Origin of the sequence: Piscinibacter gummiphilus, from assembly GCF_032681285.1 — a bacterium.
In the GTDB taxonomy this organism is placed as follows: domain Bacteria; phylum Pseudomonadota; class Gammaproteobacteria; order Burkholderiales; family Burkholderiaceae_C; genus Rhizobacter; species Rhizobacter gummiphilus_A.
In genome coordinates this window covers 2461657-2482492 of the sequence record NZ_CP136336.1, presented here as the reverse complement: position 1 = coordinate 2482492, position 20836 = coordinate 2461657, and the positions used below count along the sequence as shown (strand labels likewise).

20 protein-coding genes and 1 tRNA gene are annotated in these 20836 nt (G+C 66.2%); 1 reads left to right on the top strand and 20 read right to left on the bottom strand.

Annotated features, from left to right (window positions below):
- The first annotated feature begins 17 nt into the window (after positions 1-17).
- Positions 18-102 (top strand) — tRNA-Leu (locus RXV79_RS11645).
- A 133-nt stretch (positions 103-235) separates the two neighbouring features.
- Here the strand turns inward: RXV79_RS11645 and RXV79_RS11640 are convergent.
- From RXV79_RS11640 to RXV79_RS11545, 20 genes are all read right to left on the bottom strand, one after another.
- On the bottom strand, positions 236-757 hold the full coding sequence (locus RXV79_RS11640; RefSeq protein ID WP_296719471.1) for a phosphoribosyltransferase: 522 nt from the start codon (positions 755-757) through the stop codon (positions 236-238).
- A 19-nt stretch (positions 758-776) separates the two neighbouring features.
- The gene (locus RXV79_RS11635) at positions 777-2108 is read right to left on the bottom strand and encodes an adenylosuccinate synthase (RefSeq protein ID WP_316703578.1); all 1332 of its coding nucleotides are present in this window, start codon (positions 2106-2108) and stop codon (positions 777-779) included.
- A gap of 42 nt (positions 2109-2150) precedes the next feature.
- Entirely contained in the window at positions 2151-3314 is a 1164-nt protein-coding gene (locus RXV79_RS11630; RefSeq protein ID WP_316703577.1) for an ATP phosphoribosyltransferase regulatory subunit, read from the bottom strand.
- A gap of 75 nt (positions 3315-3389) precedes the next feature.
- A complete protein-coding gene (locus RXV79_RS11625; protein WP_316703576.1) occupies positions 3390-3578 on the bottom strand; it encodes a DUF2065 domain-containing protein in 189 nt (62 codons plus the stop codon).
- A 13-nt stretch (positions 3579-3591) separates the two neighbouring features.
- A complete protein-coding gene (gene hflC, locus RXV79_RS11620; protein ID WP_316703575.1) occupies positions 3592-4494 on the bottom strand; it encodes a protease modulator HflC in 903 nt (300 codons plus the stop codon).
- Between the two features lie 22 nt (positions 4495-4516).
- On the bottom strand, positions 4517-5734 hold the full coding sequence (gene hflK / locus RXV79_RS11615) for an FtsH protease activity modulator HflK (RefSeq protein ID WP_316704091.1): 1218 nt from the start codon (positions 5732-5734) through the stop codon (positions 4517-4519).
- A 109-nt stretch (positions 5735-5843) separates the two neighbouring features.
- Positions 5844-7094 carry a GTPase HflX gene (gene hflX / locus RXV79_RS11610; RefSeq protein WP_316703574.1) on the bottom strand — a complete coding sequence of 417 codons (1251 nt, stop codon included), beginning with the start codon at positions 7092-7094 and terminating at the stop codon, positions 5844-5846.
- Between the two features lie 34 nt (positions 7095-7128).
- Positions 7129-7371: an RNA chaperone Hfq gene (hfq, locus tag RXV79_RS11605; protein ID WP_047502530.1), complete on the bottom strand. Its 243-nt coding sequence runs from the start codon at positions 7369-7371 to the stop codon at positions 7129-7131.
- An 84-nt stretch (positions 7372-7455) separates the two neighbouring features.
- Entirely contained in the window at positions 7456-8793 is a 1338-nt protein-coding gene (gene der / locus RXV79_RS11600) for a ribosome biogenesis GTPase Der (protein ID WP_316703573.1), read from the bottom strand.
- Between the two features lie 24 nt (positions 8794-8817).
- Entirely contained in the window at positions 8818-9936 is a 1119-nt protein-coding gene (gene bamB / locus RXV79_RS11595; protein ID WP_316703572.1) for an outer membrane protein assembly factor BamB, read from the bottom strand.
- Entirely contained in the window at positions 9933-10616 is a 684-nt protein-coding gene (locus RXV79_RS11590) for a YfgM family protein (RefSeq protein WP_316703571.1), read from the bottom strand. Before RXV79_RS11590 ends, bamB begins: the two co-directional genes overlap by 4 nt.
- A gap of 32 nt (positions 10617-10648) precedes the next feature.
- Positions 10649-11971, bottom strand: coding sequence for a histidine--tRNA ligase (gene hisS, locus RXV79_RS11585; protein WP_316703570.1), 1323 nt, complete (start codon positions 11969-11971; stop codon positions 10649-10651).
- A 72-nt stretch (positions 11972-12043) separates the two neighbouring features.
- On the bottom strand, positions 12044-13357 hold the full coding sequence (gene ispG / locus RXV79_RS11580) for a flavodoxin-dependent (E)-4-hydroxy-3-methylbut-2-enyl-diphosphate synthase (RefSeq protein WP_316703569.1): 1314 nt from the start codon (positions 13355-13357) through the stop codon (positions 12044-12046).
- A 4-nt stretch (positions 13358-13361) separates the two neighbouring features.
- Complete coding sequence (locus RXV79_RS11575) at positions 13362-14279, bottom strand: helix-turn-helix domain-containing protein (RefSeq protein ID WP_316703568.1); 918 nt, start codon at positions 14277-14279, stop codon at positions 13362-13364.
- Positions 14272-15087 carry a type IV pilus biogenesis/stability protein PilW gene (pilW, locus tag RXV79_RS11570; RefSeq protein ID WP_316703567.1) on the bottom strand — a complete coding sequence of 272 codons (816 nt, stop codon included), beginning with the start codon at positions 15085-15087 and terminating at the stop codon, positions 14272-14274. The genes RXV79_RS11575 and pilW overlap by 8 nt, the downstream gene beginning before the upstream one ends.
- Positions 15084-16232: a dual-specificity RNA methyltransferase RlmN gene (rlmN, locus tag RXV79_RS11565; protein ID WP_316703566.1), complete on the bottom strand. Its 1149-nt coding sequence runs from the start codon at positions 16230-16232 to the stop codon at positions 15084-15086. The genes pilW and rlmN overlap by 4 nt, the downstream gene beginning before the upstream one ends.
- Before the next feature lie 56 nt (positions 16233-16288).
- Positions 16289-16714 (bottom strand): nucleoside-diphosphate kinase, encoded by a 426-nt coding sequence (gene ndk / locus RXV79_RS11560; RefSeq protein WP_201803836.1) that lies wholly within the window; start codon positions 16712-16714, stop codon positions 16289-16291.
- Between the two features lie 83 nt (positions 16715-16797).
- Positions 16798-18693: a pseudouridine synthase gene (locus RXV79_RS11555; RefSeq protein WP_316703565.1), complete on the bottom strand. Its 1896-nt coding sequence runs from the start codon at positions 18691-18693 to the stop codon at positions 16798-16800.
- Entirely contained in the window at positions 18690-19553 is an 864-nt protein-coding gene (scpB, locus tag RXV79_RS11550; RefSeq protein ID WP_316703564.1) for an SMC-Scp complex subunit ScpB, read from the bottom strand. Before scpB ends, RXV79_RS11555 begins: the two co-directional genes overlap by 4 nt.
- Before the next feature lie 270 nt (positions 19554-19823).
- A complete protein-coding gene (locus RXV79_RS11545) occupies positions 19824-20819 on the bottom strand; it encodes an RluA family pseudouridine synthase (RefSeq protein WP_316703563.1) in 996 nt (331 codons plus the stop codon).
- Positions 20820-20836 lie beyond the last annotated feature (17 nt).

Sequence of the window (20836 nt, the reverse complement as noted above, 5' to 3'; positions counted from 1 at the left end):
CCAAGACTTCCTGAAATGCCCAGGTGGCGGAATTGGTAGACGCACTAGTTTCAGGTACTAGCGGGTAACTCCGTGGAGGTTCGAGTCCTCTCCTGGGCACCAAGTGGTTAGAAAAATAAAGCGTGAAACGAAGAGGCCTGCATGATGCAGGCCTTTTTGTTTGCGCGCTCGTTTGTTGATGCAGTCATTGGGGCCATCGTTGCGGCCGTGCTGCATCGGGTGAACGCCGTCGCGATCAGATCGCGAACTTCCGAGCCAGGCCGTCCGGGCGCAGCTCGTCGTACTCTTCGAACGGCTGATGGATCCACGGGCTCGTGGGCAACAGTTCGACGTAGTAGTCGGGCGTGTAGCTCGAAACTCCCTTGGTCCAGATCACCGCCGAGCGCAGCTCGGTGATGGCGGGCATGCTGCGCAGGCGCTCCACCACCGCCCTGAGCGTCACACCGGAGTCGGCGAGATCGTCGACCAGCAGGATGCGGCCTGCGAGTTCGCCCTTCGGCAGCGTGATGTACTTCGCCATGTCGAGCCGGCCCTGGATGGTGCCGGCCTCCGCGCGGTACGAACTCGTCGACATGATGCCGAGCGGCTTGTCGAACACCCGCGAAAGCACGTCGCCGGGGCGCATGCCGCCCCGGGCAAGGCACAGGATCTGGTCGAACTGCCAGCCCGATGCATGCACTTTGAGCGCAAGACGCTCGATCAGCAGGTGGTATTCGTCCCAGGAAACGTAGAGGTGTTTGCCGTCTTCGGTCAACATGCAGAAAGCTCCTTGGACATCAAGCTTGGTAGGGGTGGCGCAGCAGGATGGTGTGGTCGCGATCGGGCCCGGTGGAGACCATGTCGATCGGCGCACCAATGAACTCCTGCACGCGCTCGAGGTAGCGGCGCGCATTCAGCGGCAGCTGGTCCCATTGCGTGATGCCGGCGGTCTTCTCGGTCCAGCCCGGGAAGGCGTCGTAGATCGGCACGCAGGCGTCGATCTCGTCGGCATCGAGCGGCAGGATGTCGAGGCGCTTGCCGTTGAGGTCGTAGCCCACGCACACCTTGATCTCCGGCAGGCCGTCGAGCACGTCGAGCTTGGTGATGCACAGGCCCGAGATTCCGTTGATGATGATCGAACGCTTGAGCAGCGCAGCGTCGAGCCAACCGCAACGGCGCGGGCGGCCGGTGACGGTGCCGCGCTCCTGGCCCACGACGGAAAGGTGGTTGCCGACCGTGCCCGGCGTGTCCCATTCCAGCTCGGTGGGGAACGGGCCGCTGCCCACGCGCGTGGTGTAGGCCTTGGTGATGCCGAGCACGTAGTGCAGCATGTCCGGGCCCAGGCCAGAACCTGCGGCCGCGTTGCCGGCCACGCAGTTGCTCGAGGTCACATACGGATAAGTGCCGTGGTCGATGTCGAGCAGAGTGCCTTGTGCACCTTCGAAGAGGATGTTGTCGCCCTTCTGGCTGGCGGTGTAGAGCTGGTAGCCCACATCGGCCAACATCGGCTTCAACGCTTCCGCGACCTTCATCGCATGGTCGAAGATCGGCTGGAACTCGAGCGGCTTCGACTTGAGGTAACCGCCGAGCGCGAAGTTGTGCAGCTCCAGCAGCTCGCGCAGCTTTTTCGCGAAGCGCTCGGGGTGCTTCAGATCCTGAACGCGCATCGCGCGACGCGCCACCTTGTCTTCGTAGGCCGGGCCGATGCCCTTGCCGGTGGTGCCGATCTTGCCGGCGCCACTGGTTTCACGCAGCGCCTCGCGCGCACGGTCCACTTCCACGTGGAACGGCAGGATCAGCGGGCAGGATTCGCTGATGTACAAGCGCGAGCGGACATCGAGGCCGATGGCTTCCAGGCGCTCGATCTCGCTCAGCAGGTGGCTCGGATCGACCACCACGCCGTTGCCGATGAAGCACTTCACGCCATCGCGCATGATGCCCGACGGGATCAGCTGCAACGCTGTCTTCACGCCTTTGATGACGAGTGTGTGGCCGGCGTTGTGGCCACCCTGGAAACGCACCACCGCCTGCGCGTGGTCGGTCAGCCAGTCGACGACCTTGCCCTTGCCTTCGTCACCCCACTGGGTGCCCACGACGACCACGTTGTGGCCGCTGCGCTTCTGTTGCATTGCTCGAATCCGGTTTGCTTGAAGAATGAAAGTGCGCCAGCGTCAGAGCGCGCGCACGAGCCATTGGCCCTCGACGAGGGCGAGTTCACGGTCGCAGGCGAATTCTTCGCCTTCATGCTCGTGCCCCGGCAGGATGCACACGACCGACTCGCCCTGCTCACGCAAAGCACGCACGGCCGCGCGCAACTCCGGCTGCTCGCCCCAGGGTGCCCGAATGGCGGGCCGCATGGCGCGCACGGGCGCCACGGCCACCAGTTGCTTCAGGTCGGTGCTGAAGCCGGCCGCCGGGCGATTGCGGCCGAAAACGGCGCCCACCTCGTCGTAGCGCCCACCGCGCACCAGCGCGTCGCTGGTGCCGGCGGAGAAGATCGCGAATCGGGCCCCGCTGTAGTACGCGTAGCCGCTGTGGTCGGCCAGGTCGAAACCGATGCGCACATCGGGATACGCCTGCCGCAGGTGCTGAGCGAGCCAACCCAGGTCGTCCAGCGCAGCGTGGATCAGCGGATGGGCTGGCAGTTCCTGGCGGGCGGCCTGCAGCACGTCTTGGCCGCCGTAGAGCCTGAGCAACGCTCGCAGCCCCTGGCGCGCCGCGTCCGGCAACGGCGCTGACGCGGCATCCATGGCGGCCTGGTCCTTCGCGGCCAGCGCGGCGTAGATTTGCGCCAGCATCGATGCATCGAGCGACAGCCCGGCCAGCAAACCCCGCACGATGCGTGCATCGCCCATGTCGAGCGTCAGCTGGGTGATGCCAGCACGGCGCAAGGCATCGAGAGCCAGTTCCTGCACTTCCAGATCGGCTTCCAAGCCGGCATGGCCATAGATCTCGGCGCCAAACTGCAGGGGTTCGCGCGTGCCGTGGAGACCGTCAGGCCGGGTGTGGAGCACGGGCCCGCAGTAGCAAAGGCGCGTCACACCCCGGCGGTTGAGCAGATGCGCGTCGATGCGAGCAACCTGCGAAGTCGTGTCGGCACGCACACCCAAGGTGCGGCCACTCAACTGGTCGACGAGCTTGAAGGTCTTGAGGTCCAGTTCGCGGCCAGCACCGGACAGCAGCGAATCCAGGTGCTCCAGCAACGGCGGCATGACGAGTTCGAACCCGTAGCCGCGAGCGCCGTCGAGCAGGTCGCGACGGAGTTCCTCGATGCGTCTGGCCTGCGCAGGCAGGACGTCAGCAATGTGCTCGGGCAGCAGCCAAGCAGACGACATGTGAAATGACCGGGGGATTAAAAACAAGATTGTACCGGCCGGCCGGTCCCCCGCCGACTGCTGTTACTGCCCGGGTCAGGGCCAGAGCAGCAGCAAGGCGATCAGCCCCAGGATCATGCTGGTGAGGCCGAGAAATCGCAGTTGCCCGTCCGACAACTGCAAGGCCCGCTGAAAGACCTGCCGCCATGCGCCGGGGCTCAGGAAGGGCAGCAGCCCTTCGACCACCAGCATCAAGGCCAGAGCGCTGAGCAGCAGATCCGACACTGCGGGCCCTGCCCTACTCACTCTTCTTCTTGCCGGAGGCCGACGACCCGCCCATCTCACCGCGCATCGCACGGAAGAATTCGCTCGATGGATCGACCACCATCACGTCTGAACGGTTCTGGAAGCTGGCTCGGTAGGCCTCGAGGCTGCGATAGAACTTGGCGAATTGCGGGTCGCGGCCGAAGGCCTCAGCGTAGATCGCCGAAGCCTTCGCATCGCCATCACCCTTGATCGACTGGGCGTCGCGATATGCCTCGGCGAGGATCACTTCGCGCTGGCGCTCGGCGTCGGCGCGGATCTTCTCGGCTTCGGCGAAGCCGGTCGAGCGCAACTGGTTGGCCACGCGCTTGCGTTCTGACTCCATGCGGCCGTAAACCGAGCCGGTGATGTTGGCGGAAAAGTCCACGCGCTTGATTCGCACGTCGATGATCTCGATGCCGAAGCTTTTCGCCTCATCGGCGAGGCGGGTCCGCACGCCCTGCATCACGTTGTCGCGGTCGGTCGAGAGCATGGCCTGCACCGTGCGCTTGGTGACTTCTTCGTTGAAGGCGCCCTGCACGATCGGGCTCAGGCGCGCCTCGACGTTGCGCATGTCGGTGCCGCTGTTGCGGATGAACTGGCGAGGCTCGGTCACGCGCCATTTGATGAGCCAGTCGATCACGAGGCTCTTCTTCTCGGCGGTGAAGATGGGGCGCGTCTCGGGGCTGTCGAGTGTCTGCACTCGGCGGTCGAGGAAGACAACGTTCTGCAGCGGCGGCGGCTGCTTGAACTTGAGCCCTGGCTCGGTGATGACTTCCTTGATCTCACCCAGGGCATAGACGACTGCAAACTGCTTCTGGTCCACGATGAAGAGCGTGGAATAGACCAGCATCAGCAGCACGATGAGGCCGATGGCAAAGGTTCCGATTCGATTCATGGTCTTGTGCTTCCTGCCCTGATCAACGTGCGTCGCGGTCGCGGCTGCGCTGCCCGTCACGCAGGCGGACATCTGCCGCACTGCCGGGTGCCGACGTGGAGGTTCCGGTGTCCACCGGCGAGGGGGTTGCCGGTTGTGTCGGCGATGGTGCTGCGGATTGCTGGATCAGCTTGTCCAGCGGCAGGTACAGCAGGTTGGAGTTGTTGCGGCCATCGGCCATCACCTTACTCACACCGGCATAGATGTCGCGCATGGTGTCGATGTAGATGCGGTCTCGCGTGACGGAGGGAGCCTTCTGGTACTCGGCCAAGACGCGGCTGAAACGCTGTGCGTCACCCTCGGCACGCGCAACCACGCGAGCCTTGTAGGCCTCGGCCTCTTCGTGGAGGCGCGCCGCGCTGCCGCGAGCCTTCGGAATCACGTCGTTCGCATACGCCTGGCCTTCGTTCTTGGCCTTCTCACGGTCGGCACCGGCACGGAAGGCATCGTCGAACGCGGCCTGCACCTGCTCGGGCGCCTGCACGCTGCCGACGTTGACGTTGACCACGAGGATGCCGGTGTTGAGTCGGTCGAGCTGAGCCTGCAGCAAGGCCATCAGCTGCGACGAAATCTCGTCGCGTTGCTCGTAGAGCACCTGGTCCATGTTGCTCTTGCCCACGATCTCGCGCACGGCCGACTCGGCAGCCTGGATCACCGCTTCATCGGGCTTGGCGTTCTCGAACAAATAGGCACGCGCATCCTTCAGGCGGTATTGCACGGTGAAGCGGATGTCGACGATGTTCTCGTCCTTCGTGAGCATCGACGATTCGCGCAGACCCGTGGCCTGCACCACGGCGCTGCGCCCCACCTCGACTGAGCGAAGCTGGGTCACGGCCACGACCTCGTTCGCCTGGAACGGGTACGGGAAGCGCCAGTTGAAGCCAGCATCGACCGTGTGGCTGTACTTGCCAAACGAGGTCACCACCGCTTGCTGGCCTTCTTGCACGATGAAGAAGCCACTCGCCGCCCACACCAGCACCACCAGACCTGCCACGAGGCTGATACCGATGCCCGTGCCACGCATGTCGGGTTGAAAGTTCGGGCCGCCGTTGCCGGGGCTATTGGCGCGCTGCTTGCCGCCGAAAAGATTGCTCAGCTTGCGGTTGAAGTCGCGCCACAGCTCATCGAGGTCGGGCGGCCCCTCGCCGCGCCCACCGTTGTTGAGCACCAGCTCGGGCCGGTGGCCGAATCGCCCGCGCATGGTGAGCCACGCCCCCGTCAGGAGGGCGCGGGCCGCAGCGGCCACCTCGCGCAGATGCACGGGCTGGCCGCTGGAGGAAGAAGAAGTAGCGCTCATGGTCATGACAGGTTCAGAGTTGTCGTCTGGTCGCTCTGGGGTCGTCTTCGGCCTCGGTCTCATGCCGGGGCTCGGGTTCGGTGGAATCTGACGCCGCCTCGCCGAAGTTCAAGCCGGGGCGCCGGCCTTCCGTCACCGCGGCGGAGATCAGGCGCCGCAGTTCGGGCAGCCCTGTGCCATTCAGCGCGCTCACAAAAACACGGGGAACGCGCACACCGCCGTCACGCTCGAGCACATCGCTCAAGACATGGGGCCGCTGCGATTCGGCGAGATTATCGAGTTTGTTGTAGACGAGGATCTGCGGAATGCCGTCTGCACCGATTTCCTGCAGCACACGCTGAACCTCGGCCATCTGTTCGTCGAGCACCGGGCTCGCGGCATCGACCACGTGCAGCAAGAGATCGGCATCGGCCGCCTCCTGCAGCGTGGCCTCGAAGGCTTCGACGAGCTTGTGAGGCAGGTCGCGGATGAAGCCGACCGTGTCCGACAGCGATGCGGTGGTGTCGATGTCTTCCAGGTAGAACTGGCGGGTCGTGGTGTCGAGCGTGGCAAACAGCTGGTCGGCCGCATAGGCTCGCGCCTTGACCAGCGCATTGAACAAGGTCGACTTGCCCGCATTGGTGTAGCCGACGAGCGAAACGCGGAAGGTGCCGCTGCGCTCACGCGAGCGCCGCTGTGTGCCGCGCTGCCGCTTGACCTTCACCAGTCGCTCTTTCACCGACTTGATGCGCTCGCCGATCATGCGCCGGTCAAGTTCGATCTGGGCTTCACCGGGGCCACCGCGGGTGCCGATGCCGCCCCGCTGCCGCTCCAGGTGGCTCCAGCGGCGCACAAGGCGCGTGGACAGGTACTGCAGCCGGGCCAACTCGACTTGCAGCTTGCCTTCGTGGCTCTGCGCCCGCGCGCCGAAGATCTCGAGGATGAGCATCGTGCGATCGGCCACGGCCACGCCCAAGTGGCGCTCGAGGTTGCGCTGCTGTGCGGGCGACAAGGCCTGGTCGAACAGCACCGCTTCGGCCTTGTGGCCTTCGACGAGCGCCTTGATCTCATCGGCCTTGCCGGAGCCCACGAAGAGCGCCGGATCGGGCGCCTTCCGCTTGGCGATGACACGCGCGACCGGCACATCGCCCGCCGATTCGGCAAGCAAGGCGAGTTCGTCGAGGGTCTCGTCGAAATGGGAACGACCGCCAAGGTCGACACCCACCAGGATGGCGCGAGGGGAATCGCCCGCCGCCGGGGCGGCGGTTGGTGCCGCTGCTGTCAAGGTGAGGTCCGCCTGGGCGGGCGCAGCCCGGAACTCAGGTCTGCTCCGGAGCCTCTGCGGCGTGGAAGTTCACCGCACGGCCTGGCACGACGGTAGAGATCGCGTGCTTGTAGACCATCTGCGTCACGGTATTGCGCAACAGCACCACATATTGGTCGAAGGACTCGATGTGGCCCTGGAGTTTGATGCCGTTCACAAGGTAGATCGACACCGGAACGTGCTCCTTGCGAAGCAGGTTCAAAAACGGGTCTTGTAGAAGCTGCCCTTTGTTGCTCACGATATGCTCCGTGATATGTAGAGTGGATGAGGCATTCACGTTAACACAGCCCTGCACCGCAGCGCCGCTTTAACGACAATGAGCCTAGTCTTTGTCGGCGTAGGGGTTCTTGCTGGAGCGCATCTCGATGCGCAGCGGTGTGCCCACCAGCTTGAAATGATCACGAAAGCGCTGCTCCAGGAAGCGCTTGTAGACGTCGGTCACGTGTTCGAGCGAGTTGCCGTGGATCACGATCACCGGCGGGCTCATCCCACCCTGGTGCGCATAGCGCAGCTTCGGGCGGAAGCCACCGGAGCGTTTGGGCGTCTGGAATTCCACCGCCTCGTGCAAGAGGCGCGTCAGCACCGGCGTGCTCATCTTGCGCGTGGCCGAGGCATGGGCGTCGGCGATCGACTGCCACAGCGGCCCGAGCCCCTGCCGCTTGAGCGCTGAGATGCGCAGCACCGGCGCGAACTTTAGGAACGCCAAGCGCTGGGCAATCGAGCGCTCCAGGGTCTCGCGCTGATAGTCGTCGATGGCGTCCCACTTGTTCACGGCCAGTACCACCGCGCGGCCGCTTTCGAGGATGTATCCGGCGATGTGGGCATCCTGCTCAGTGACGCCTTGCGTGGCATCGAGCAGCAACAGCACCACATCGGCACTGGCGATCGCCTGCAAGGTCTTGACCACCGAGAACTTCTCGATCGCCTCGAACACCTTGCCCTTGCGGCGCAGGCCGGCCGTGTCGATCAGCTCGAACTTCTGGCCGTGACGCTCGAACGGTATGCGGATCGCATCGCGCGTCGTGCCCGGCATGTCGAAGGCAACAAGGCGCTCTTCGCCGAGCCAGGTATTGATGAGGGTCGACTTGCCCACGTTGGGGCGGCCGGCCACGGCCAGGCGGATCGGCGGTTGCTCGCCAGCGCCCTCTTCTTCGTGCGGCTCGTCAAACGGGAAATCGGCCAGTACCGCATCGAGCAGGCTGCGAATGCCCTGGCCGTGTGCGGACGAGATCGGGTGCGGTGCGCCCATGCCGAGCTCGTACAACTCACCCAGCAGCGGCGACTCGCTCATGCCTTCGGCCTTGTTGGCCGCGAGAAAGACCTTCTTGTTGGCCGTGCGCAGGTAACGCGCGATGTCGTGGTCCTGCGCAGACAAACCCGCCCTGAGGTCGACGACGAAGATCACCGCATCGGCTTCGGCGACGGCCTGGCGCGTCTGCTTGGCCATTTCCTTGACGATGCCGGTGGAACTGTCGGGCTCGAAGCCGCCGGTGTCGACGACGATGTACTCGCGGTCGGCCAGGCGGCCGTCACCGTAGTGCCGGTCGCGCGTCAGCCCGGAATAGTCGGCCACGATTGCGTCGCGGCTTTTGGTCATGCGGTTGAACAGGGTGGACTTGCCCACGTTCGGGCGGCCCACCACCGCAATCACTGGTTTCATGAGGTCAGGGCGCTCTGTGTTCGTTCACTCGGGACGGAAGGCATACAGCCCGCCATCGGTCGTGACCACCAGCAGCGTCAGGCCCGACGCGGCCGGCGTGCTTCGGATTGCACTGCCGTCGGTGGGCAGGCGCAGTACCGCCTCGCCGGTATCGCGTGCGAACCAGTGCACCATGCCCTTCACGTCGCCCACGACCACCGCCTTGCCGAGCACCACGGGCGCGCTCAGGCTGCGGTAGAGCAGGCCTTCGATGGTCCAGGCGGGTGTGCCGTCGCTCGTCTTCCAGGCGTTCACCCGATCACTCGCGTCCACGCCGACCACCATCTGGTCATCGGCGCCGACGCCGACGATGCCGCCGGCATTGCGCGTCCAGACCGTGCTGCCACGCTCAGCATTCACGCAGGCGACCGCCGCTTGATAGGCGCGGGCGCAGAACACGTCTCGCACGCGCGCCGCAGGGCCCACCACGTCGGCCAGGCGTTCGACTTCGTTGGTGCCGCGCGGCGATGCCAGGGTCGCTTCCCAACGAGGCGTTCCGACCAAGGGGTCGAGCCCCACGAGCTTGGCGCCCTGCCCGACCACCAGGGTGTCCCGGAACGGCATCAGCACGCTGGCACTGGCCAGGTTGAGGGCGTCGCTCGGGCGTTGATAGGTCCACAGCTTGCGGCCATCGAGTGCATCGAATGCGTGCACCGAACGATCGACCGCCACCACGAACACACGCTCACCCGCCACCAGCGGGGCGGTGACCACGCGCGACGGCAGCGGCTTGCGCCAAGACACCTTGCCGGCCTGCAGCGTGACGAGCTGGTTGTCGCGCGTCACGACGCTCGTGAAACGGCCGTCACTGCCCACGCCGGCGCTCAGCTTGGCTCCCACCTCGGCCCGCCAGACTTCCTTGCCGGTGTCCGCCTGCAAGGCGAGCACCAGGCCGCTGTCGTCGGCCACGGTGAAGACGCCGCCGTTCACGGACACGGCCAGCGGGAACGTCACCTTGCCGATGTCCTCTCTCCACACCCGCTTGCCGGAGACCTTGGCCTCCAGGGCTTGCAGCGGGGTTGGGTCGGGTCGGCCGGAACCCGCGCATCCCACGAGCACTGCACAGATCGCCCAGGCGCCGATACGGCGCGACCACAAGGTCATTTGCCGGCTCCGGAGAAGGCATCGGCCTTCGGCGCTTCAGCGGGTGCCGCACCCAGGGCAGCGAGCTTGGCTTCGACGATGCGCCGGTATTCCACCGTCTCCTCGATGGCCCTCCAGGCCTGCAGGTAGGCCGCCTTGGCATCGTCTTTCTTGCCCTGCGCGAGCAGGACGTCGCCACGGCGGTCGGCCACGAGGCCTGCGAATTCCTTGCTGCTGGCTCCGTCGAGCTGCTTCAGCGCTTCGTCGTACTTCTTCTCGTCGAGCAGGAGACCGGCCAGGCGCAGGCGGGCGACGGTGCGGTATTCGTCTTCGCTCGCGTTCTCGGCGGCCCAGCCGAGCGTGGCGCGCGCCGCTTCGCCCTGCCCCTTCTCATGCTGCAGCTTCGCGGTCAGCAACGCGCTCTGCTGGGCATAGCCGGTGCGGCCGAAGCGCTCCTTCATGTCGCCGAAGACGCGTACGGTCTTCTCGACATCGCCCGCCTGCGCGGCCTTCTCGAGCTCCTCGAACAGCACACCGGCCTTGACCGACTGTTCACGCTGCCAGTTGCTCCAGCCCATCCAGCCCGCGTATCCGCCGAGCGCCAGGATCAGCACCCAGGTGATGAGATTGCCGTACTGCTTCCAGAAGGCTTTCAGCTGGTCGAGCTGCTCTTGTTCTTCGAGGTCGAGATGCGTGGCCATGAGGGGATGCGTTTCTGCAAAAGAGTCGAGGATTATGCGGCCAGCAGTTCGGCAGCCCAGGTGGCGGCGTCATCGAGGCGCAGGCCGCGCTGCGGCACGGCCGCGTCGCGCAAGGATTTGAGCGAAACCTCACCGCGCGCGACCTCATCGTCACCGAAGATGAGGGCAAAGCGGGCGCCGCTCGCATCAGCACGCTTGAACTGGCTCTTCATGCTGCCACCTCCGGCGTGCATGAGCACCGACACGCCGGTATTGCGCAGCGCCTCGATGACCACCATCGCTTGCGCCACCGTCGCCTCGCTCGGGATCACGGCATAAGCGACCGGGGCGCTGCTGGGCACCGGCACCGCCAGTTCCTGCAGCAGCAGCAACAGCCGCTCGATGCCGAGGCCGAAGCCCACGGCTGGTGCGGGCTTGCCGCCCAGTTGCTCAATGAGGCCGTCGTAGCGGCCGCCGCCGCACACCGTGCCCTGCGAGCCCAGGTGGTCGGTGACCCACTCGAAGACGGTGAGGTTGTAGTAGTCCATGCCCCGCACGAGACGGGTGTTGACGCGGTACTCGAGACCCGCCGCGTCGAGCACCTTGCGCACAGCATTGAAGTGCGCGAGCGAGGCCTCGCCGAGGAAGTCCATCAGCTTGGGTGCCGCTTCAACCACGGCCTGCATGGCCGGGTTCTTCGTGTCGAGGATGCGCAGCGGGTTGCTGTGCAGGCGGCGCTTGCCGTCTTCGTCGAGCTTGTCGGCGTGCTGCTCGAAGTGGCGGATCAGCGCATCGCGGTGCGCCTTGCGTTCGTCGGGCTGGCCGAGGCTGTTGATCTCGAGCCGCACATGCTGGCCTACGATCAGGCCGAGCTCGCGCCAGAGGCTGCGCACCATAAGGATCATCTCGGCATCGACGTCCGGCCCGGCGAATCCGAGGGCCTCGACATCGAGCTGGTTGAACTGGCGGTATCGGCCTTTCTGCGGCCGCTCGTGGCGGAACATCGGCCCCATGGTCCAGATGCGCAGCGGCCCGTTGTAGAGCGCGTTGTGCTCGACCATCGCCCGCACGATGCCGGCCGTGGCTTCAGGGCGAAGCGTGAGCTTGTCGCCATTCATCGAATCGGTGAAGGAATACATCTCCTTCTCGACGATGTCGGTCACCTCGCCCAGACCCCGCACGAAGAGCGCGGTGGGTTCGACGATGGGCGTCAGCAGGTACTGATAGCCGTAGTTGTGCAGCACCCGGCGCACCGTGGTCTCGAACCAGGCCCAGATGGCGGAATCCGGCAGCTTCTCGGTGCGTGGCACCGAGGGCGGCAGGATGTCGTTCATGCCCTTCACGGCCTGCAGGGCGGCGTTCTTTTTGTCAGCCATCTCTCACGGAAGAAGAAGAAATGAGGGCCGTCGCTTGCGACGGCATCGTTCGCCGGATGCGCGCGGCCCCGGTCAGGCCGGCGCGGTCGAATGCTGTGCGGTCGCGCTGCCGTAGCGCTTCTCGATGTAGTTCTCGACCAGCGCCTGGAACTCTTCGGCGATGCGCTCGCCGCGCAGCGTGAGCGCCTTTTCGCCGTCGATGAAGACGGGCGCAGCCGGCGCTTCGCCGGTGCCGGGCAGGCTGATGCCGATGTCGGCATGTTTGCTTTCACCCGGGCCGTTGACGATGCAACCCATCACCGCGACCTTCATCTTCTCGACCCCCGGGTAGCGCGCACGCCACACCGGCATTTGCAGGCGCAGGTAGTCGTCGATCTGCTTGGCCAGTTCCTGGAACGTCGTGCTGGTGGTGCGGCCGCAACCCGGGCAGGCGGTCACGCTCGGGTTGAAGGAGCGCAGGCCGAGGGCCTGCAGGATCTCCAGCGCCACCACCACTTCCTGGGTGCGCGCCTCACCCGGCTGCGGCGTGAGCGAGACACGGATGGTGTCGCCGATGCCTTCCTGCAGCAGCAGCGACAGCGCGGCCGTCGACGCCACCGTGCCCTTGGTGCCCATGCCGGCTTCGGTGAGGCCCAGGTGCAGCGGGTAGTCGCAACGCTTGGCGAGCGCGCGGTACACGCTCACGAGGTCTTGCACGCCCGACATCTTGCACGACAGCACGATCTGCTCGGCCCGGAGGCCCACCTCTTCCGCCCGGCGCGCCGACTCGATCGCCGACGTGATGATCGCGCGGTACATGATCTGCTGCGGCTCGAACGGCTCGGCGAGCTTCGCGTTCTCGTCCATCATCTGCGCGAGCAGTTCCTGGTCGAGGCTGCCCCAGTTGACGCCGATGCGCACGACCTTGTCGTACTTGGCGGCCACTTCGACCATCTGGGCGAACTGCTTGTCGCGCTTGTCGCCCTTGCCCACGTTGCCGGGGTTGATGCGGTACTTCGACAAGGCCTCGGCGCACGCCGGGTAGTCGGTGAGCAGGCGATGGCCGTTGTAGTGGAAGTCGCCCACCAGCGGCACGTCGATGCCCATGCGGTCGAGTTGGTCGCGAATGTGCGGCACGGCGGCGGCGGCCTCCGGCGTGTTCACCGTGATGCGCACGAGCTCGGAGCCGGCCACCGCCAGCTCCTTGACCTGGATCGCCGTCTCGATCGCATCGACCGTGTCGGTGTTGGTCATCGACTGCACGCGCACCGGCGCATCGCCGCCGATCGTGACCAGCCGGGAGCCCCAGCGCACCTGCGCCTGCAGATTGCGCCGCACGAGGGGAACGGCCGGTTCGATGAAAGCGTCTAGAAGAGCAGCGTCGAGGGCAGGACGGGCCTGGGTCATCACATCACCTGAGTTCGAGCTTGGCCACGTTGTCGCGCGAAGGCGCGAGGTCGACAGGGCGACCGCGGAACGACACCTGCGTGGCCGATGCGTTGCCGATTCTCACCCGCAGCGGAGTAGGCCCATCGAGGCCCACGGTTTCTCCGGCTTCGAGCAGGCGCGACATCAGCGCATTGCCCCGGCCGTCGATCACCTCCACCCACGACTGCTCTTTGGCGCGCAAGAGGAGCGCACCGCCGGGCGCAGGTGCGGCAATCGCCACCACCGGCAGGGATGCTGCAGTTGCAGGCGCCGATGCTGCCTCTGCGCCCGACGCAGGAGCCGATGCAGGCGGAGCCGCGGAGGCCACCGGGTCGGATGCCGACGTGGCAACGGCCGGTGGCGGCAAGGTGACGATGGTGGACGTCGTGCCCAGCGGCGCCGACGCCGCGTCGCCTTCGCGCGCTCCCGTGCCGCTTGCCTGCTGTGCAAGGTCGGCCACCCAGCCGGCGGGCAACAGGTACATCACCGCGCTGGCGACCACCAGCACGAGGGCCGCGATGACGATGGGACTCTTGAGGAAACTCAGGTCGCTCGGGACGCGCCGACCCGGCTTGTCGCGGAACGGCTCGTTCAGCCCCCGGCTCAGTTGCGACAGCCCCTGGTCGGCCGGCTGCGGCAGCAAGGCCAGCACGGGTGCGGCATCGATCTTGAGCGTGCGGCAGACGGTCTGCGCCAGCGCCCGGGTGAAGGTTGCGCCCGGAAGTTCGTCGTAGCGGTCGGCTTCAAGCAACTCCAGCTTGCGCGGCGCCACCTTGATGGACGTGGCCAGGGCCGCAATGTGCAGCCCCTTGGCAACACGGGCCTGCCGCAGCAGGCTGCCAGCGGTATCGGGGGTCGGGGTCGGTTCGGCGATCGGGGTGTCGCCCGGCGCGTCACTCATTGAACAAGCCCCGATCGAAGGCCGAGGCTTCGCGCGACTGCGGGAAACGGCTGCGCAGCTCACGGCCGAGTTCGTTCACGCCCTGGCGATTGCCGAGCTTGTTTTCGACCCGTGCGGCCAACCACAAGGTCTGCGCATTGGACTGATTCGGCATCGCATTGACGCGGCGAATGTAGAAGCGCGCCCGCTCGGCCTCGCCCCGGCGCAGCAACACTTCGGCGAGGTTGACCGCCGTGGCCGGGTTCGACGGATCGCGCTCGTAGGCCTTGGTCAGGGCCAGCTCTGCCTCGGGCCATTGGCCCGCACGGGCGTAGCAGACACCGCTGATCATCAGCGTGCGCGGTGCGGACGCGTACTGCTGGATGCCCAGCGCCTGCTGAAACATCACCTGCGCCTCGCCGTAGCGCTTTTGCTGGCATTGGTACCAGCCGTAGTTGTGCAGGCTGTCGCCGTCGTTGGGATTGATCTGCAACGCACGCTTGAAGCTCTCTTGCGCCAGCGTGTCATCGCCGAGCGCGGCATAGATCAGGCCACGCAGGTTGTAGGCCTCGCCAAGATTCGGGTTCAGCGACACCGCCTGCTTCACCTCGTCGAGCGCGGTGGTGTGCTGGCCACGACCGAAATACGCGCTTGCCAGTTCGAGCCGCACACGCGCACGTTTGCTGGCCTCGCTCTCGTCGGACGCGGTGATGCGGTCGGGCGTGTCACCGGACGCCGGAGAGGCGGCCGGCAAGGCGCACCCTGCCATCCATGAACTGAACATCCAGAAAGCGGCGGCGACCCACAAGCGACTGCGGCCCAGACTCATGCATGTTTCTCCGGAGGTGTGGACGAAGGGGTCTTGGTCTTGCGGTGGATCTGGATCGGCGCGCGCGTCATGCGCTCGGCCGCATTGGTGCGGTCCTGCACCTCGCCCGCGAGTTGCCCGCAGGCAGCCGCGATGTCATCGCCACGCGTCTTGCGCACGGTGGTCACCACGCCGGCGTCCTGCAGCACCCGCGCAAAGGCGGTGACACGCTCGCGCGGCGAACGCACGAGCCCCGACTCGGGGAACGGATTGAAAGGGATCAGGTTGAACTTGCACGAAATCCGACGGCTGATCTCGACCAGCGCTTCGGCATGGGCTGGCGTGTCGTTCACCCCATCGAGCATGCAGTACTCGAAGGTGATGAAGTCGCGCGGCGCACGGTCGAGGTAGCGGTTGCAGGCGTCGAGCAACTCGGCAATCGGGTACTTCTTGTTGAGCGGCACGAGGTGGTCGCGCAGCGTGTCATCGGGTGCGTGCAGTGACACGGCGAGCGCCACCGGGCAGTCTTCACGCAGACGGTCGATCATCGGCACGACACCCGAGGTCGACACCGTGACACGCCGGCGCGAGAGGCCATATCCGTGGTCGTCGAGCATCACGCGCAACGCGGGCACCAGGGCCGCGTAGTTCTGCAGCGGCTCGCCCATGCCCATCATCACCACGTTGGTGATGGCCCGTTCACCGGGCGCGAGCTTCAGGCGCTTGCGCAGGTGGTGCTCGGCGAACCACAACTGCGCCACGATCTCACCCGTGGTGAGGTTGCGGCTGAAGCCCTGGTGGCCGGTCGAGCAGAAGCGGCACCCGACCGCGCATCCCGCCTGCGACGACACACAGAGCGTGCCGCGATCGTCTTCCGGAATGAAAACGCTCTCGACGGCATTGCCACCGCCCACGTCGAAGAGCCATTTGATGGTGCCGTCGCTCGAAGCCTGTTCGCTGAGCACGGACAAGGGCGTCACCGCCGCCACGCCGGCGAGCTTGTCGCGCAGCGATTTGGCCAGGTCGGACATGGCCGAGAAATCGGCTTCGCCCTTTTGATGGATCCAGCGGAAGAGCTGGGTCGCGCGGAAGCGCTTTTCACCCAGCTTTTCGCAAAACGCGGCCAATCCGTCGAGATCGAAGTCGAGCAGGTTGGCCGGTGTCATGGGGTGGTTCCTTGCGCTCAGGCAGGCGACGCCTACACGAGGCGCAAGGCCAGCGCTCAGCGGCTGTAGACGTTCATGCCAGGGAAGAAGAACGCCACTTCGACGGCGGCCGTTTCCGGAGCGTCGGAGCCGTGCACCGCATTGGCGTCGATGCTGTCGGCGAAGTCGGCGCGGATGGTGCCCTTCTCGGCCTTCTTCGGGTCGGTCGCGCCCATCAGGTCGCGGTTCTTGGCGATGGCGCCTTCACCTTCGAGCACCTGGATCATCACGGGGCCGGAGACCATGAAGTCGACCAGGTCCTTGAAGAACGGGCGGGCCTTGTGCACCGCGTAGAACTGCTCGGCCTCATTGCGCGAGAGATGCGCCATGCGGGCCGCGATGATCTTGAGGCCGGCGCCTTCGAAGCGAGCGTAGATCTGGCCGATCACATTCTTCGCGACCGCGTCGGGTTTGATGATGGAAAGGGTACGTTCGATCGCCATATTTCTTCTCCTGAATCAAGCACTTGGCAAAGTTTTGGATTCTAACGCTTGAAGGTGGGTTCCTTCGTGAATACCAGAAGCGTTCAGCGGCCGCCGCGGCGGTTTCCGCCGAAGCCACCACCACCGCCGCCGCCACCGAAGCCGCCACCACCGCCCCCACCCTTGCCCCGGCCACCGCGGTTCTTGCGGTGGAAGGCATCGGCGCCGATGTAGCCGACCGACGTCTGCAGCGGATCGGGCTCACGCGGCCCACCCTTCTTGTTGTTGCCCCCGCCCTGCGGGCGCTGCGGGCCGCTTCCCCCCGCCCCGAAACCTCCGCCGCCTCGACCAAAGCCCCCGCCGCCCACCGGGCCGCGCGGCTTCTGCACGAAGCGCTTGTCGAAGGTCTGCTCCAGCGGGTTGGGAATCTTGCTGGGATCGAAGTCAAGATCGTCATCGCGATCCTGGTCGTCATGGTTGCTCTCGCGCGCCTGCGCCGGGACGGGCTGCTGCTGGCCGCCGCGCGGGCCGCGGTCCTGCCGGTTGCCGCGGTCGTTGCGATCGTTGCGGTTGCCGCGCTTCTGGTTGTTCTGCTGCTGGCCGTGGCCACCGCGGTCGCCCTGCTGCTGGCCGGGGTTGTTGCCACTGGCCAGACGGCGGATCGCGCGCACGTCGTTCTCATCGAGGTCGACCCACACGCCCCGCTTGAGGCCGCGCGGCAGCACGACGGTGCCGTAGCGAATGCGGATCAGGCGGCTGACGGTCAAGCCCACTTCGTCGAAGAGCTTGCGCACTTCGCGGTTGCGGCCTTCGGTGATGACGACGCGATACCAGTGGTTGGCGCCTTCACCGCCCCCATCCTGGATGGACTTGAAGCTGGCCATCTGGCCTTCGATGTTCACCCCGTTGAGCAACTCTTCCTTGTCGTCCTCGGTCAAGGTGCCCAGCACGCGCACGGCGTATTCACGCTCGACCCCGAATCGCGGGTGCATGAGCTGATTGGCCAGCTCGCCCGAGGTGGTGAAGAGCAACAGGCCTTCGGTGTTGAGGTCCAGACGCCCCACCGACTGCCACTTGCCCTGCTGCAGACGCGGCAGACGGCGAAACACCGTCGGGCGCCCTTCCGGGTCGTCGTGCGTGACGACCTCGCCGACGGGCTTGTGGTACGCAATGATGCGAGCCGGTGGCGGCACGATGCGGATGCGCACCGGCTTGCCTTTGATCTTCACCTGGTCGCCGAACGACACACGCTGGCCCACATGCGCCGGCTGGTCGTTGACGGTCACGTGGCCGTCTTCGATCAGCTGCTCCATGTCGCGGCGTGAGCCGATGCCCGACTGCGCCAGCACCTTGTGCAGCTTGGGCGCGTCAGGCTCGGCGGCCAGCACGCGCTTGTGTTCGGCCGCGGCTTCGTCGCCCTCTTCGGTCGGCTCGGCGCCCTCCTCGGCGACAGGCGCCTCGACGTCGAAGTCTCCCGCCAGCACCTGCGCAAACACCTCACCGGCCTGGCTGGCGACGGTCTGAGCCGCCACTGCCGGGTCGGGTGCGCCTTCGCGTTCGCGTTGGCGATCCTTGCGGTTGCGGCGACGGTTGCGCGAAGAACGCGGCCGGTCGTCACCCTCGGCGGTGTCGGCAGCCTGTGCGGCGTCGCCACCCTCGGCCGACGCCGAACCTTCGGACACCGGGGCCGGTTCGCTGGGCTCCGGCCGCACAAGCGCAGGTGCCTCACCCGGCTCGCGAGGCGCGACCTCTTGCGTTGCGGCCTCCGCGGCCACGGGCGCTTCCGCAGCGTCGGCCTTGGCCGTCGTGCGGCGCTTGCGCGCGGGCTTGGGTGCGGCTTCAAGCGCCGCGCCTTCCCTCTCGACCGGGGCTTCTTCGGCGGGAGGTGCCGCGTCGGCCTTGGCCGTGCGGCGACGCCGCACAGGCTTGGCCTCGGCAGGCGCCGCATCGGTCGATGCAGAGCTCACGTCAACCGGGGTGTCGTCGTCGGGCTGATTCATGCTTGGGGGTCCATCGGGACGGTCTTTGCCGCGGGTTCGGAAGGAAATTCGGAGTCATCGGACGGCGCTGCCGTCTCGGTCTCGGTTTGATCGGGAGGAAGTTGCTCGGCCGGCTCGTGGCCGACCTGCGCTTCATCGGTGGTCACTTCGGCCTCGGGAAGCAGCGCTTCGCCGCCCTCTGACGCAGTGGCATCGTCAGCTTCGACCGGTGCATCTGCTGCCTCGTCGCCAACGGGTTCAATCACGGCCGTTGCGTCTTCGTCCAGGCTCAACACGGCCTGGGCGGAATCCTCCAGCAGCGACCCCTGGTCGGGCAACGCTTCGGCCAGCGCTACTGCTGGAGTGGCACCGCCACCCTCGAGCATCGGCAGCTGCTCCAGGCTGGCGAGCCCGAGATCATCGAGAAATTGTTTGGTGGTGGCGTAGAGCGCCGGCCGGCCGGGCGCCTCGCGGTAGCCGATCGCGTCGATCCAGCCACGATCTTCGAGCTGCTTGACGATCTGGCTGCTCACGGTGACGCCGCGAATGTCTTCGATGTCACCGCGGGTCACCGGCTGGCGGTAGGCAATGATCGCCAAAGTCTCCATCACGGCTCGCGAATACTTCGGCGGCTTCTCGGGGTTCAGCCGATCGAGGTAGTCGCGCATCTCGGGCCGGCTTTGAAAGCGCCACCCGGTGGACAGCGCGACCAGTTCGACACCACGCCCTTCCCAATCGCGCGTCAGCTCATCGAGCAGGGCGCGCAGGCTGTCGGGGCCCAGTTCCTCGGCGAACAGGGTGCGCATGTCCTTCAGGGGCAAGGGCTGCTGCGCACAGATGAGCGCGGTTTCGAGGACGCGCTTCGCATCCTGTGTGTTCATAGATGTCGTCTACATCCTCAGTCGGGGATCGCCGGACTCGTCTCCAGCACCGGGACTCTCTCACAGCGGCTTCCCGCCCAAGGCTGCCGGCAAAGCGGCGGGCCCACGTCGATGGCTGCTGAGTGTTTGGCCTTGAAGTTCACACCGCTCATCGCGGTGAACCAGGGGTCGCGCCCCTTCCGGCGCGATCATTTCCGCAGGTGGGCGCTGTGCGCGGCGCGTCGAACGCTCGTTACCCTGGGGAAAGTGCCCGCATTGTATAGAAGCTCGTCAGATGCCGCCACGACCGGGTACGACCTGTTGCCACGCGAGCGCCATGTCGGCATGCAAGGCGGCCTCGAAAGCCACCGTTTCGGCAGTGCCAGGGTGTTCGAACGCGAGTCGCTGAGCGTGCAGGGCCTGCCGCTGCAACCCGAGCACTGAACGCCCGCCGTACATGACATCGGCCAGCAGCGGGTGCCCGCGCGACGCGAGGTGGACGCGAATCTGGTGCGTGCGGCCAGTGTGCAACTTGCACCGCACCGCGGTCACGGGGCCGTCTGCCGTCTCTGCGACCGCCAGCCGCGCAACATCCGTCTGGGCGGGCTTGCCCCCAGGCACGATGGCCATGCGCACACGCGATTGCGGGTCGCGTGCGAGGGGCCGGTCGATGTGCAGGAACTCCTCGGCCAGGCGGCCATGGATCAACGCGAGGTATTCACGCTGCACCTCGCGTCCGGCGATCGCCCGCATGAGCGCGGTGACCGCCGGCAATGTCTTGCCGACCACCATCAGGCCCGAGGTGTCCTTGTCGAGGCGGTGCACGATGCCGGCACGAGGCAGTGCCGCAGCGCCGGGGTGATGGGCCAACAGGCCGTTGAGCAAGGTGCCCGACCAGTTGCCTGCAGCCGGGTGCACCACCAGGCCCGCGGGTTTGTCGATCACCATCAGGTAGTCGTCTTCGAACACGATGGGCAAGGCGATCGGCTCTGCCTTGAACGCGCGGCTTTCTGCCGTCGGGACCAGATCGACCTCGATGCGCTGCCCCGCCAGCACCTTGCGCGAAGCGCTCTTGGCTCCCACACCATCCACCCACACATGGCCTGCATCGATGAGGTGCTGAAGATGGTTGCGCGAGAACTCCTCGGCCATCGTGACGAGCATCTTGTCGAGACGCGTGCCGTGCAACTCGGCCGGCACCGTGCTCGTGCGACGCTCCGGCGCGTCGTCTTCCTCCTGCTGTTCTGCCGGCAGGGGCACCGCGTCCGGCAGCGGGGGGCGAACCATATACTCTGCGCTTTCCA